This is a genomic window from Micromonospora sp. NPDC047670 (genome assembly GCF_043204915.1).
Taxonomy (GTDB): Bacteria; Actinomycetota; Actinomycetes; order Mycobacteriales; family Micromonosporaceae; genus Micromonospora.
This window is the reverse complement of sequence record NZ_JBIDDA010000025.1, coordinates 10,171-24,309: the sequence shown is the minus strand read 5'-3', so window position 1 is coordinate 24,309 and position 14,139 is coordinate 10,171. Positions and strand designations below refer to the sequence as shown.

Annotated in this window: 8 protein-coding genes; 2 read left to right on the top strand and 6 right to left on the bottom strand. The window is 74.3% G+C overall.

Annotation, left to right across the window (positions count from 1 at the left end; genetic code table 11):
• Window positions 1-226: 226 nt before the first annotated feature.
• Window positions 227-1,897: a DUF885 domain-containing protein gene (locus ACGF7U_RS31030; protein ID WP_393112797.1), complete on the top strand. Its 1,671-nt coding sequence runs from the start codon at window positions 227-229 to the stop codon at window positions 1,895-1,897.
• Window positions 1,898-1,958: 61 nt separating this feature from the next.
• Here the strand turns inward: ACGF7U_RS31030 and ACGF7U_RS31025 are convergent, their stop codons facing one another.
• The 6 genes from ACGF7U_RS31025 to ACGF7U_RS31000 all read right to left on the bottom strand — a co-directional run bounded on the left by ACGF7U_RS31025 (window position 1,959) and on the right by ACGF7U_RS31000 (window position 12,584).
• Window positions 1,959-3,431, bottom strand: a complete 1,473-nt coding sequence (locus ACGF7U_RS31025) for a DUF6114 domain-containing protein (RefSeq protein ID WP_393112795.1) — start codon at window positions 3,429-3,431, stop codon at window positions 1,959-1,961.
• 78 nt (window positions 3,432-3,509) lie between these two features.
• Window positions 3,510-4,121 carry a DUF6230 family protein gene (locus ACGF7U_RS31020; RefSeq protein ID WP_393112793.1) on the bottom strand — a complete coding sequence of 204 codons (612 nt, stop codon included), beginning with the start codon at window positions 4,119-4,121 and terminating at the stop codon, window positions 3,510-3,512.
• A gap of 380 nt (window positions 4,122-4,501) precedes the next feature.
• Complete coding sequence (locus tag ACGF7U_RS31015) at window positions 4,502-5,674, bottom strand: DUF3068 domain-containing protein (RefSeq protein ID WP_393112791.1); 1,173 nt, start codon at window positions 5,672-5,674, stop codon at window positions 4,502-4,504.
• Window positions 5,675-5,743: 69 nt separating this feature from the next.
• Window positions 5,744-6,568: a class I SAM-dependent methyltransferase gene (locus ACGF7U_RS31010; RefSeq protein WP_393112789.1), complete on the bottom strand. Its 825-nt coding sequence runs from the start codon at window positions 6,566-6,568 to the stop codon at window positions 5,744-5,746.
• The gene (locus tag ACGF7U_RS31005; RefSeq protein ID WP_393112787.1) at window positions 6,565-10,920 is read right to left on the bottom strand and encodes an alpha-(1->3)-arabinofuranosyltransferase family protein; all 4,356 of its coding nucleotides are present in this window, start codon (window positions 10,918-10,920) and stop codon (window positions 6,565-6,567) included. The genes ACGF7U_RS31010 and ACGF7U_RS31005 overlap by 4 nt, the downstream gene beginning before the upstream one ends.
• The gene (locus tag ACGF7U_RS31000; protein ID WP_393112785.1) at window positions 10,917-12,584 is read right to left on the bottom strand and encodes a substrate-binding and VWA domain-containing protein; all 1,668 of its coding nucleotides are present in this window, start codon (window positions 12,582-12,584) and stop codon (window positions 10,917-10,919) included. The genes ACGF7U_RS31005 and ACGF7U_RS31000 overlap by 4 nt, the downstream gene beginning before the upstream one ends.
• A 248-nt stretch (window positions 12,585-12,832) precedes the next feature.
• Between ACGF7U_RS31000 and ACGF7U_RS30995 the strand changes: the two genes are divergently transcribed.
• Window positions 12,833-13,990 carry a glycosyltransferase family 4 protein gene (locus tag ACGF7U_RS30995; protein ID WP_393112783.1) on the top strand — a complete coding sequence of 386 codons (1,158 nt, stop codon included), beginning with the start codon at window positions 12,833-12,835 and terminating at the stop codon, window positions 13,988-13,990.
• Window positions 13,991-14,139: the final 149 nt, after the last annotated feature.

The window sequence follows — 14,139 nt, the reverse complement described above, 5'->3', positions numbered from 1 at the left end:
TCTGCCGGAGACGTACGACAATGTCGCGCCACTTCCGGACGTCGTGTCGACCGCCACAGCGATCGTCCTACAGGTCGGGAGCACGGGGCCGGGGCGCCGACGCCGGGCCTCTCGGCCGGGGCCGGGCCGACCCCCTGTCCCCGATCCGGACCGACCCGCGCCTCCGCCCCCTGAACACCGCGAACACGCTCGACAACGCGGCGGTCGCTTCGCGTAGGGTCGCAGCGTGGGACGAATCGATGACCTCGCGAACCGGTACGTGGCCGACTGGGCGCCACTGAGCCCGACCGGCGCCACCTACGTCGGCATCGCCGGCTACGACGGCCAGCTCGACGACCTGTCTCCCGACGGGTACGCGGCCCGGGCCGACCTGATCCGACGCACCCTGGCCGACCTGGACGTGACCGAGCCGGAATCCGAGCCGGAGCGGACCGCCAAGGAGGCCATGCAGGAGCGGCTCGGCCTCGACCTCGCCCGCTACGAGGCGGGCGAGACGACCAGCGAAGTCAACGTGATCGCCAGCGGCCTGCACGAGGTCCGCATGGTGTTCGACCTGATGCCGACCGAGGGCGACGACGCCAGGGCCAACATCGCCGCCCGGCTCAACGGGTTCGCGGGCGCGCTGGAGGGCTACAAGGCGACGCTGCGCGAGGCGGCCGCCGCCGGCCACGTCAGCTCCCGGGTGCAGCTGGTCGAGGTGGCCAAGCAGTGCGACATCTGGACCGACCCGGACGGCGACAACTTCTTCCACGGGCTGGTCGAGCGGCTGGGCGCCGACGGCACCCTCGGGGCGGAACTGCGCCGGGGCGCGGCGGCGGCGACCGCGGCGACCGCCGAGTTCGGGCAGTTCCTCCGCACCGAGCTGGCCCCCCTCGGTCGGGAGAAGCAGGCCGCCGGCCGCGAGCGCTACGAGCTGGCCTCGCAGTACTTCCTCGGCGCCAGGGTCGACCTCGACGAGACGTACGCCTGGGGCTTCGAGGAGCTGGCGCGGCTGGAGGCCGACATGCGGGCGGTGGCCGCCCGGATCGTCGGTCCCGGCGCGACCGTCGACGAGGCGGTCGCGGCGCTGGACGCCGACCCGGCCCGGACGGTCCAGGGCAAGGAGGCGTTCCGGGACTGGATGCAGGCGCTCGCCGACAAGGCCATCAGCGACCTGCACGGCACCCACTTCGACATCCCGGAGCAGGTCCGCCGGATCGAGTGCTGCCTCGCCCCGACCAGCGACGGCGCGATCTACTACACGGGCCCGAGCGAGGACTTCTCCCGCCCGGGGCGGATGTGGTGGGCGGTGCCGCAGGGCGTCACCGACTTCTCCACCTGGCGGGAGGTGACCACCGTCTACCACGAGGGCGTGCCGGGTCACCACCTCCAGGTCGCCCAGACCGCCGTCCGGGCCGAGTTGCTCAACCGCTGGCAGCGGCTGCTCTGCTGGGTCTCCGGGCACGGCGAGGGCTGGGCGCTCTACTCGGAGCGGCTGATGGACGAGCTGGGCTACCTGGACGACCCCGGCGACAAGCTCGGCATGCTGGACGGGCAGGCGTTCCGGGCCGCCCGGGTGATCGTCGACATCGGCATGCACCTGGAGCTGGAGATCCCGAAGGACAACCCGTTCGGCTTCCACCCCGGCGAGCGCTGGACGCCGGAGCTGGGTTGGGAGTTCATGCGGGCGCACTGCCGGGTGCCGGACGAGAACCTGCGCTTCGAGCTGAACCGCTACCTCGGCTGGCCGGGGCAGGCCCCCTCCTACAAGGTGGGCGAGCGGATCTGGCTCCAGGCCCGCGACGAGGCGAAGGCCCGCAAGGGCGCCGACTTCGACCTCAAGGAGTTCCACCGCCAGGCGCTCGACCTGGGCTCGCTCGGGCTCGACCCGCTGCGCAAGGCGCTCGGCCGCCTCTGAGGTTGACGGTGCGGGGCCGGAGGGACACCGGCCCCGCACCTGGTCTCGTCGCGGAGCGAGGTCAGTCGAGGGTCAGCTTCAGCGTCGGCCGGGCGGTCAGCGTGTCGCTGCTGACGAAGGCCAGGTCCATGGCCGGATCGGTGAAGGTGATCGGAATTGGTGAGGTGACCGGCAGCCCGTCGGGGAACGGCAGGTCCGGGGTCAGCGTGATCCTGATGCCGAGCAGCCGCCCGACGAACCGGGTGGCGTAGAAGGCGACGTCCCCGCGTACCGTCAGCTGGTCCGTGGCGAAGCGCATCGTCCGGCCCGCCGGGCCGGGCGTACGGAGCAGGAAGTCGTCCGTGACCGCCTGGTCCATGCCGAACTTCAGCGCCCTGAGCGTGCCGTCGGCGGTGGGCAGGTCGATGATGCCCTCGAACCGCAGCCCGGTCATGGTCACCTTCGATCCGGTGAGCTTCGACGGCACCGCCGACACCAGGGGTTGCCCCGGTTCGGCGGCGATCCGGGGCAGTGGCCTGCCCTCTTCCGCCGTCGCGGGACGGCTCGGCTTCGGTCGGTCGGGACCGCACGCCGGGCCACGGGTGGGCCGGCCGGTGGCCGGGGGACGGGCGCTCGGGGCGGCCGAGGGCGTCGGGCCCGCCTGCTCGTCGCCGTACCGGCCGCCGCCCAGGAGATCCCCGATGCCCTCCAGGATGTCGGTGATGATGTTGCCGCCCGAGTCCCCGCCGACCGTCGAGGGAGACGGGCTCGGGCCGGCCGGGGTCGTCGTCGTGCTCGGCGTGCCGGTGGGCGCCGGCCGCGTCGGGCAGGCGGGGGCCGGCGGCGGGGCGGCGTGCGCCGGCGTGGCCTTCGGCGCGACGAGGGCCACGGCGGCGCAGAGGCCGAGCAGCGCCGGGAGCACCGCGTACAGCCGGGGGTCGTGCGGCCCGGGCACCCGCGGCGCGGACTCCGGCCCGGCCGGCTGCGCCGCCCCGGTCCCGCCGTCGTACGCCACCGTTGGCACCATGGCCGGCTCGTCACCGCCCGCCGACGCCTCGACGGGTGTCGCCCGTGCGTCGACGCCCTCGTCGACCGCCTGCGGGTCACCGGCGTTCCCCGTCGACGCCGGTCGTTCGCCGTCCGGTTCGGACGGGACGGCCGGCCGGGCGTCCGGCACCCAGGCGAAGCCGAGCGCGCCGCCGACCATGCCGAGCAGCAGCCCCACCAGGAAGCCACCCAGGTTGACCCCGATCAGGGAGAACACCGCGGTCACCGAGGCGACGACCGCGTAGAAGATCCGCTGCTGCGGACTGGACCACATCAGCAGTCCGCAGGCGACGAGGATGGTGGGGATCAGCCAGGAGAGGAAACCGGTCGGGCCCACTTGGAAGGTCAGGCCGCCCAGCGACATCTGGGTGGTACCGAAGATCTCCAGGCCGGCCAGCGCGGTCAGCAGGCCGCCCCAGAACGGTCGCGCCCGCCGCCAGCGGCGAAATCCGTGCCACGCCTCGCGCAGCCGGCCGCGCCGGTCGGGTTGCGGGTCGGCGGTCGTCACGTACGCCTCCTGCCGAAGCTGAGGGGTGGGCAGGGACAGGGACCCGCGCAGCCTGCGCCGCACGGGCCCACGGTCAGGTCAGAAGCATTCCTCGGCGTCCGCGCCGACGTTGACCTTCATGGTCAGCCCGGTCAGGTTGAACGTACCGGCGTGGGTGGACCGGGCCACCTGCCGCAGGTCCTTGATGACCACCGTGTCGGCCTGCTGCCCGAACGCCTTCACGTCGCCCCTCGCGCCCGCCGGGCCGCCGGTGAGGGTCGAGGCGTCCTGCCCGATGTTGATGTCCTTGAACGTGGCGTCGCCCTGGAGCGAGTCCATGTCGATCATGAGGCCGCTGGCGGTGGCGGGCTCGCCCCCGCCGCCGGCGTTGATGGTCAGCACGACCGGCGCGCCGGGGACCTTGACGGACTGGCAGAGGTCGTAGAGCTTGGCGTTGCGGATGCCGGAGACGGCCACCGGGTGCTTCCTGCCGTCGGATTCCTCGGCGATCCCGCCGTACTGCACGAAGCCGTCGCCGCGCAGCTCGGACGCGGAGACCTTGAACGTCTGGCCCGAGACGGCGAACGAGGCGGCGATGGCGCCGTTGGCCATGCCGAAGACGATCGTGCCGGCGACGGCCGTCGCGGGCACCAGCATCGCGGCGAAGCGCCGCCACCGGGTACGACCCGGGTTGTCGAACCGATCCTGCACGGTTCCTCCTCGAGGGTGTCGCGCGGACGGCCGGTCGGCGGACGGGAGGGCCCCGCACCTGGGCCTCGTCACCTGTTACCGGCGGGTAACGAATGTGCCGATGATGGTGCACCGGTGCGGCGCGGGTCACAAGACCCCGATTACCCGCCGGTAACACCTGCCGAGCCGGACGAGGCGGAGGCGTGACGGACGGTAGGCAAGCAGGCCTCGATGACGGTCCGACCAAGCCCACAAAGGGGTCAATTCACGCCGACACCGATCACCCTGAGCAACGAATATATCGATGCATTACGATTTCGTAACGAACGCCGATCGCGGCGTCGGTAACGGCGAAGGGGTGGACCGGCCGGTCCACCCCTCGCGATCGCGGCAGCGTGCGGTCAGCGCCGCTCCACCTCACCCGGCGCCGGGCGCTGGCCCGGCACCGACGGATCGTCGCCCCGCCAGTTCGTCGACGCCGGCGGGATCTCGTCGCTCAGCGGCCCGCCCGGGCGATCGGCGACGGTCGGCTGCTCGGCGGTGTCGTCGCGTACCGCCGGCTGGTCCACCCGGGTGGGCGTCGGGTCCGCGTCCGCCCGGTGTCGCGCCTCCACCGCCGACGCGGCAGCGCCGCGCCGGGCCACCAGCAGGCCGGCCACGATGAGCAACAGGCCCAGCAGCGCTACCCCGATCGGGGCGTACACCCCCAGGATGGTCAGCTTCTGCCGGCTGTCCTCCGCCCGCTTCACGGAGGCGGCGACGGTCTCCTCGTTGTACGAGAAGTCCGCGTCCAGCAGCGTGACCGGCGCCCCGATGTCCGGCACCAGGGTCTTGCGCTGCGCCTCGCGCACCTTCAGGAACGAGCCGGTCACCGGGTCGATCCAGACGGTCCGGGTGTTGCTGTAGACGACCTTGCCGGTGGTCGCACCCGGCGCCAGCCCGCCGAGCAGGAGCTTCACCCGGTCCTCCGCCAGGTTCAGCTGTTCGTCGGTGATCACCTGCTCGTAGCGGTAGGAATCGATGCCCTTGATGTCCTCGGTGCCCTTGAACTCCGCGGGGCGGACGTCCCGCAGGTCACGGTCGAAGATCTGGTAGGTCTTCTTCTCCGCCCCGAACGGGAACTTGTACATCTGGCCGGAGAACTGCACCTTCTCCCGCGTGCCGGTGTCGTCGAGGTACTGGTCGTTCCATTCGAGCGCGGCGCCGGAGACCCGGTCGAGCGCCAGCCCGGCACCGTAGGCGCTGACCAGCTCCTTGGTGTCGGTCCGCTCCACGGTCTGCCCGACCTGCCAGACGACGGCCTTGCCGTCGAGGTCACCGGAGAGGTTGCCGGTCGTCTTCGCGTCAGGCGAGACGCGGACGGTCGACTTCAGGTCGGCGCGGTTGATCGCGATGTTGCCGTTGGTGATCTGGAGGAAGGTCGCACCCCTCGCCTCGGCGACCGAGGTCGACGCCTCCAGATCGTACGGCAGCTTGGCCAAGGCGGGCTTGACCACGAGCACGAGCCCGGCGGCCAGCGCCAGGAGCAGTACGCCGCCGCCAAACAGCACGGCACCTATGGCGCGGTGCTTCATGTTTTTCCTCCCCGGAGGAGCTAATTTTCGCCGCTGTCGATGAGAGATGGCCGCGAGGTTACTACTTGGTCACATAGCACCGCGACCCCCGGTCAGCTCTGTTTTTTGCGCCGCGCCGCTCGGTTGCGCCCCGACGCGGCGCAGGACCAGCAGGAAGTTCCAGGCCGCGACCTCCCGGACGCCGGGGAGCCGGACGACCCACCGGCCCCACCACGGGTGGTAACGCGGCAGGGCGTCCAACACCTCGACGTCGCCGTTGCCCCTGGCCCAGCGCAGCGTCTCGGCGATCGAGGTCGGAAAGAGCGTCTCCCGGAACCGGTTCTTCGGGGGGCGGCCGTTCCGGCGCTGGTAGCGCCGCCGCGCCCGGTCGCCGCCGAGGTAGTGCCAGGGCGCGGTCTCGTGCCCGCCCCACGGCGAGAACCACGGCGTGAAGGACACGAAGAGCACACCGCCCGGGCGGGTCACCCGGACCATCTCGTCGAGCATCCGGGCCGGCTCCGACACGTGCTCCAGCACGTTGGACGAGAACGTCACGTCCACGCCGCCGGTGCGAACCGGCAGTGCGGTGCCGCTGCCCCGCAGCATGCCGGCGACCGACTCCCCGGCAGCGGAGAAGTCGCCCACGTCGGGGTCGAGCCCGACGTAGTGCGCGCCGGCGGCGCGGAAGGCCGCCGCGAAGTAGCCCGGACCGCCGCCGACGTCCAGCACGGTCCGTCCGGTGAGCGGCGTGTAGCCCGACACCTGGCGGACGGAGTCGTCGGCAAGCAGCCCGTAGAAGTGGTCCGGGTCGGTCTGCTCGACCAGGAAGGCCCGGAACAGGGCCACCGACCGACCCAGCGTGGCGAACCTGCGGCGGGCCGCCCGCCCACCGCTCTCCTCGTTTGCTGCGCTCATCGCGCCACCGTCCCGTCGTCGTCGCGATCCGTGGCCCCGGTCGGCGTACCGCCGCCCGTGTCCGGCGCCACATCATCCGCATCCGTCGCGCCGGTCCGCGCGCGGGGCACCACCGGCTCCGCCTCGGACGCCACGTCCGGCGTACCGGCGGCACCGGCCGGCGCGCCGGGAACCGCGGTGGGCGGCGGGCCGCCGGGGACCGGGAGCACCGCGGCGACGACCGCCGCGACGGCGACGAGCATCGCGCCCTGCGCCCACGGTCCGTACGCCCACTCCTGGCCGTGGCCCTGCAACCGCCCGCTCACCGCCGTCACCGTGGCGACGGTGAGCGCGCCGAACACCACCACCGGAAGCGCCCGGCGGGCGAACTGTCGCAGCAACATCGCGGCCAGCACGATGGCGAGCGGCAGCACCCCGCCCAGGGCGGCGAGCAACACCACCAGCAGGACGCCGGCGACCCAGGCGGGGCCCTCGGCCGGGACCACGTCGGTACCGGTCGCCACGGTGCCGGCGACCACGCGTCGCCGCAGCGGCAGCACCGCCAGCAGCAGCACCCCGAGCGCGGTCACCGCCCCGGCCGCCAGCCCGCCCCGGTACGTCCGGTCCGGCGCGAACGCCAGGTGAACCTCCCCGCCCGCGCCGGCGGGCAGCACCCATGCCTGCTGCCACCCGTCGACCCGGGTGGCGGTCAGGGGCCGGCCGTCCGCGGTCGCCGTCCAGCCGGCGTTGGCGTTCTCCGGCACCACCAGCAGCGCCTCACCACCGGCGGCCACCCGCACCCGCCGGTCGGTCGGTCCCCAGTCGAGCACGGTGACCTCGCGGTGCCGGGGCGCGACGGCCGCGGCCTCCGTACGCAGGGAGGCGTCCTGCACGACGAAACCGGCCGACGGCGACGTCGCCAGGCGGTGCCCGCCGGCGGTCAGGTCCACCACCGCGCCGATGTCGCCGCAGACGGTGACCGGCAACGGCCGGCCGGCCAGCACGTCGGCGAGGGTGCCGGTGACGGCGGTGTCGTAGCGGAACCCGTCCAGCTCGACGGCCGGCCCCGAGCCGCACCGCTCCGCGACCCGCGTCGTGCCGGGGATCGGGCGGAGCAGGTCGTCCAGCCCGGGAATCCGCACCTCGGCGATGCCGGGCGTCGCGCTCCAGCCGTTCCCCCGCCGGTCGGCCACCCGCTCCGCGGACTCCCGCACGACGATCTCGATCCGGTCCGTACGCACCGCCGGGAACCGGACCACGCCGTCGGCCCCGACCGGCAGCACCCTGCTGACGCCCGGGGTGCGCACCTCGACCGATTCCGGCAGCGAGCCGACCGGCAGCTCCGCGGGGCGCAGCCGCAGCTCGGCGATCCGTCGCGGCCCCGACCAGCTCAGCCGCAGGGTGGGGCGCAGGTCACCGGTGTCGGCGAGCCAGGCCGTCCCCGGGTCGCCGTCGATCGCCGCGTACCCGGCGACGGCCGGGTCGCCGGCCAGGTACGAGGAGGCGGCCGCCGTCACCGGCACCCCGGGCAGCGTCAGCCGGCCGCCCGGCCGGGGCACGGCGGTCAGGGCCAGCCGATACGTCCCCGGTTTCGCGCTCTGGAACAGCCGATCCACCCCGAGCGGCTCCTCGCCCACCCGGGCCAGGAACCGGTCGCACCGGATCACCGTCCCCGCGGGCCGGGCGCCCGAACCGGCCGACGGCACGGCGTCCGAGCCGGGGCCGGTGGCGGCGACCGGGAAGCAGGCGGGGCGGTCGGCCGGTCCCCGGCTGAACGACCAGGCGACCGGGCCGGCGAAGCCGGCCGGCAGATCGGTGGGAGTGCGCAACGCCCGGCGCGGCGCGGTGTCCGGAATGGTCAGCTCACGGATGCCGACGCCACCGTCGAGCCGCCCGCCGGCCACCGCCAGCACGGTGACCCGCACGCGGCTGGTGGAGCCCGGAAGCGTGTAGTACGGGTGGGCTCCCAGCGTCCGGGCGACCTCGTGGTCCACCGAACCCCGGTCCGTGGTGAGCCGGAACCGGGTCACCGGCCACCCCACCCCGAGGTCGTCGACGAAGGCGAGCGTGACGCGGTCGACCTGGCGCGGGGTGTCCAGGTCCACCTCGAGCCACTGGCCGACGGGCCCGGCCAACGACGCGGAGCGCCAGGCGGTGCGGTCGTCGCCGTCGACCGCCGCGAAGGGCAGGTGTGACGGGTCCGCGGGGGCCAGGTTGTCCACGAAGCTGGCGGCTGTCGAGGCGGTCACCTCGCGTACGCCCTGGTAGGTGGCGACCGTCTGGTGCCGCCTGCCGGAGAACGGCAGCAGGTCCAGAGCGACCCGGCCCTGACGGCCCGCCTCGGCCGCGGTCAACGTCTGGCTGAGATTGTCCCGGACCCGGCCGATGTCGCGCTCCCGGCGGCGCAGCCCGTCGGTCACGATCCACGCCTCGTCGTCGCCGGCGCGCAGGCCGGCCCGGTCGCCGGCCAGCACCACCGGCCGGTCCCGCTCCACGATCCCCTGCTCCAGCAGCGGCAGCAGCGACTCCGGTCCGCCGCTCACCGTCGGCACGTCGGCGGCGAGCACCGCCGAGGCGGCCGGCACCGGCCGCTGCACTTCGTACACCTCGACCGCCGGCAGCGGACCGGCGTCATCGTCGACGGGGCTGCCCGGCGTACGGCCGAAGGTGGTGGTGCTGCCGAAGGTCGCCACGCGCGCGATGCCCGGCGACGCGGCCAGGGCCCGGCGCAGCACCGCCACCGGCGGCGCGTCCACCTGGGTGCGGTCGATGTCGTTGCGCAGCAGCAGGTGCCGGAACCCGGACCGGGCCAGGAAGTCGGCCAGCGCGGCCGAACCCCGGCCGTGGGACAGGACCGACTCGACCGTGTCCATCATCCGGGTGTTGCCGGCGGAACCCAGCGGGATCTGATGGCGCACCGCCCAGGGCGCACCGGCCAGGGCCTGGAGCGGCTCGTCGACCGACCGCCCCCACTCGTACTGGCCGAAGCCCGAGCCGGGCACCACCAGGGTGCGGGCCAGCGCGTCCCGCTCGGCCAGCCAGGTCGCCGCCGCCCGCCAGTGCGACGGCAGGTCCGACCAGCCCGGCCCGGGCCGCAACTGGCCCAGCCACGCCGGCGCGGCGGCGCCCAGCACCAGCAGCAGCACCGGTACGAACATCAGCGGGCGCAGCCGGAGGGCGGGGCGTCGCCGGGCGGTGGCCCGGTGCAGCCGGGTGACCCAGGCGTCGACGCCGTGCGCGAAGCCGAGCATCAGCGGCAGCCGCAGCACCGGGTCCAGCTTGTGCACGTTGCGGAACGGGGCCAGCGGGCCGTCCAACAGGTCCCGCACCTGGGCGGAGAGCGGGCTGTCCAGGCTCCCGACATAGCCCATGGTGAGCAGGGTCAGCCCGGTGAGGAAGCCCAGCACCAGGAAGCGACGCTCGGGCAGCAGATTGCCGGCCAGCCCGGCCAGGCCGACCAGCGCCACCACGGCGGTGAGCGTCATCAGCACCGGGTTGTCGATCAGCAGCCAGCCCGCCGGCCACCACGGGTCGCCCTGCACGATGTACGCGACCCACTGGTTGGTGCCGCGGACCGCCTGGAAGAGCGAGGCCACGGCCGTCGTCGTGGTGGACGACTCGATGTAGTCGAGGAACGGCAGGCTGTACTCGCCGAGCAGCAGCAACGGCACGATCCACCAGAGGCTGACTGCCACCACGCAGAGGCACCACCAGCCCACCAGCCGCAGGTGGTCGCGGTCCCAGCGGCGGGTGAGCAGCCAGACGCCGGGCAGCAGCAGGGCCAGCAGCACCACCGCCGCGTTGATCCCGCCCATCCCGAGCACGGCCAGCGCGGAGAGCGCGGCGGCCCGGCGCGGGGACCCGATGCGGCGCACCAGGACCAACGGCAGCAGGACCCACGGCAACATGGCGGCGGAGAGCGTCTCGGAGGAGAGCGCACCGATCTCGGTGAGGATCCGGGGGGCCAGCGCGTAGCCGAGCGCGGCCGCGTACCGGGTCGGCTCGGTGCCGACGCCCAGCGCCCGGGCCAGCCGCAGCAGCCCGTAGAACGCGGCGGCGAGCAGCAGCGCGGTCCACACCCGCTGCGTGATCCACGGCGGTACGCCCAGCAGCTGCCCCCCGGCGAAGAAGGGCCCCATCGGGAACAGGTAGCCGTACGCCTGGTTCTGCAGCTCGCCGGAGGTGGCCTCGGGGTTCCACAGGTGCAGCGCCCGGGCCATGAAGTGCACCGGGTTCGCGGCGAGGTCGAGCTTGGTGTCGAAGGTGACCTGCCCGGGCCGCTGCACGAAGGCGACCACGGCGAGCAGCAGCAGGGAGAGGGCGGTGCCCGGCGCCTCCCGGGCCGGCCGGACTACCCGGCGCGCCAGGGTCACCGCCGGCACTCCGGGGGCAGGCAGCTCAGATCGGCGAGCGCGGAGAAGAAGATCTGCCTGATGCCGCTGGGCTGGTCGGTGCGGAACACCCGCCCGCCGGTGATCTCGGCGATCGACCTCAGCTCGTCCGCGTCGATGTCCTTGCCCAGCCCGATGAAGACGATCGGCAGCGGCCGGCGCGGGTCCTGCGACTCGGCCAGCTCGGCGAGGAACCGGGACCGGCCGATGCTGTCCTCGTCCTCGTTGCGCCCGTCGGTCATGACCAGCACCAGGTTGATCCGGCCGGGCGTCCAGTGCCGCCGGGCGTCCCGGTACGCGGCCAGCGTCGTGTCGTAGAGCCCGGTGCCGCCCTTCGGCTTCACCCGGACGTCGGCCAGCCGTTCGACCAGCCGCTGCCGCTGCGTGCGCAGCGGACCGACCGGCAGGATCTCGCGGTAGTCCCGGTCGCCGTCGACCTTCGTGGAGAAGACCCACACGCCCAGCTCGCTGTTGTCCAGCAGCAGGCCGGAACCCTCCCTGGCCGCCTTGAGCGTGGCCCCGAGCCGGGTCTCGTCGCTGCCCGGCACGCGGGCCGCCATCGAGCCGGAGATGTCCAGCACGGTGAGGATGCGGGCGCTGCGCTGCACGCCGCTCCAGCCGGTCAGCGCCTCGGTGACGGTCTCTTCGGCGGGCAGCGGCACCGGCTCGCGTACCTCCGCCGACAGCCGGCCGTCGCGGGGCATCGCCGGCGGGAAGCCGGCCGTGGTGCGAAAGCCGTACCCGCTCAGCGCGTCGCGGGCCTCGACGGTGAGCAGGTTGGCGAGGAAGTCGGCCGCGGCCTCCCGGACCGGGCCGTCGGCGCCGGGCAGCACCACGTACGGCAGGTCCAGCGAGGGGACCGCGACCTCCGGGTACGCGGCGACCAGCTTGTCGTCGCCGGCCAGCGCGTTGTGCCCGAGCACCGCCTGCTCGCTGGTCGCCACGGCACCGGCCTTGCCCGGCGGGCCCGACCCGGCCGGCAGGGTCCCGCCGTCCCCGGGTACGAACGTCCGGTCGGCGAGCCGGCGCAGCACCGCCGCCACCGAAGCGGCCGGGTCCCGTTCCCCGGCGGCCAGTCCCCGCACGCCGAGCACCGCCCCGACGCCGGCCGGGTCGACGGCCGGGTCGGGTAGTCCCACCCCGACGTCGCGGGCCTTCGGGCCGATCAGTGAGCGCCAGGTCAGCGGCTTCGCCGGCCAGCCCAACCGGCGCGCCACCGGCTCGGTCACGGCGAGCACCACCGGCGTGCTCGCCACCGACGTCCCCTGGCCGGGCACCTCGAAGGCGCCGGCGGCGCGGGCCCGGCGCAGCCAGAACGTGGACTCGGGCACCCAGGCGTCGGCGACGTCCGCGCCGTCGGCCACCTCCGCGGCGACGGCGGCGGATTCCCGGGCCTGGACCGCGATCGAGACGCAGGGCTGAGCGCCGACGCTGGCCCGGACGATCCGGTCCAGCGCGGGCGTGACCACCGGGGCCGCGGCCACCCGCAGCCGGACCCGCTCGACGCACTCCGACACATCCCGGTCCGACCGCACGTACGCCACCGTCGCCCAGCCGGCAAGCAGCAGCGCGAGCGCGGCGCTCAGCAGCACCACCGGCGACCGCCGGAAGAGGTGCCGGACCGTGGCGGGACCGTCGCGCAGCACCGCCCGGTCACCTCCTCGTCGTCGCCGGACCGGGGCGTCCGGCCGCAGGTCGCGCCGCACGGCGCCGGGCGGGACCGGTCACCGTACGCGGTTGCGTTGCACACCCTGCCAAGGTTTTCCGTCGCCGGCAAACCCCCGGCTGGCCGGTCGTGGTCGAACCGCCGTCGCCGGAGCGACCCATTGCGAATGTGACCCACGTCGCCCTAGTGTGGCGCGATCGTGCTTACTTACTCGCCGGTAGGAGCAGCGTGGACAACTCCGACACCTCCTCGCGCCACGTCCTGTTCCTCAACTGGCGCGACACGACCAACCCGGAGGGCGGCGGCTCCGAGGTCTACATCGAGCGCATCGCCGCCGAACTCGTCGCCGCGGGCCACCGGGCCACCCTGCTCTGCGCCGCGCACGGCAACGCCGGCCCGGCCGGCACCACGGCCGAGGGCGTACGCGTCCTGCGGCGCGGCTCCCGGATGACGGTCTACGCCCGGGCGGCCCTGACCTGCCTGGCCGGCCGGATCGGATTCGGTCCGCTGGGCCGGCGGGGCCTGGGCCGGCCGGACCTGGTCGTCGACGTCTGCAACGGGGTGCCGTTCTTCGCCCCGCTCTACGCGGGTCGCCCGGTGCTCGCGCTGGTGCACCACGTGCACCGGGAGCAGTGGCCGGTGATCTTCGGCCCCTGGATGGCGCGGCTGGGCTGGTGGATCGAGTCGTGGCTGGCGGTCCGGCTCTACCGCCGCTGCCGGTACGTGACGGTGTCCGAGGCGAGCCGGGCGGAGCTGACCGCCTTGGGGGTGGACGCGGAGCGGATCGACGTGGTGCCCAACGGGACGCCGCCGGTGACCGGGCCGCCGCTGCCGCGTACGCCGCACCCGTCGCTGTTGGTGCTCGGCCGGCTGGTGCCGCACAAGCGGGTGGAGATCGCGCTGCGCACGGTGGCGGAGCTGGTCGGCGAGCTGCCCGACCTGGAGCTGGTGGTGGCCGGCCAGGGCTGGTGGGAGCAGCCGCTGCGGGAGCTGTCCGAATCGCTCGGCATAGCCGGCCGCGTCCGGTTCACCGGTTTCATCAGCGAGGAGGAGAAGCACGCGGCGCTCTCCTCCGCGTGGATCGCGCTCACCCCCTCGCTGAAGGAGGGCTGGGGACTGACCATCGTGGAGGCCGCCGCCCGGAGCACACCGACCGTGGCCTTCCGCTACGCCGGCGGCGTCGCCGAGGCGATGGTCGACACCGAGACCGGCCTGCTCGTCGACGACGAGGAGGAGTTCACCGCCGTCGTCCGCGAACTGCTCGCCGACGACGTGCGGCGCAAGGCGATGGGCGAGGCCGCACTGATCCACGCGTCCCGCTTCACCTGGGCGGCGACCGGCGCCCGCTTCGCCCGCCTGGTGACGCAGGTGGCCGCCCGGTCCTGAGCCGGATACGACGAAGGGGGGCCCCCGCGCCCCGGGGCCCCCCCGGGGGGGGGGTGGGCGGGGGGGGGGCCCCGGGGGCCCGGGGCCCAGGCCCCACCCCCAGGGGGGTGGGGGCGCCGTGGGGGGCGGGCGGGGCGCCGAAGCCCCCC

Bases quoted from the DNA above. Each gene is read 5' to 3' on its own strand.
- ACGF7U_RS31015 (WP_393112791.1), bottom strand. From the start codon at position 5,674: ATGAAGCACCGCGCCATAGGTGCCGTGCTGTTTGGCGGCGGCGTACTG.
- ACGF7U_RS31010 (WP_393112789.1), bottom strand. From the start codon at position 6,568: ATGAGCGCAGCAAACGAGGAGAGCGGTGGGCGGGCGGCCCGCCGCAGG.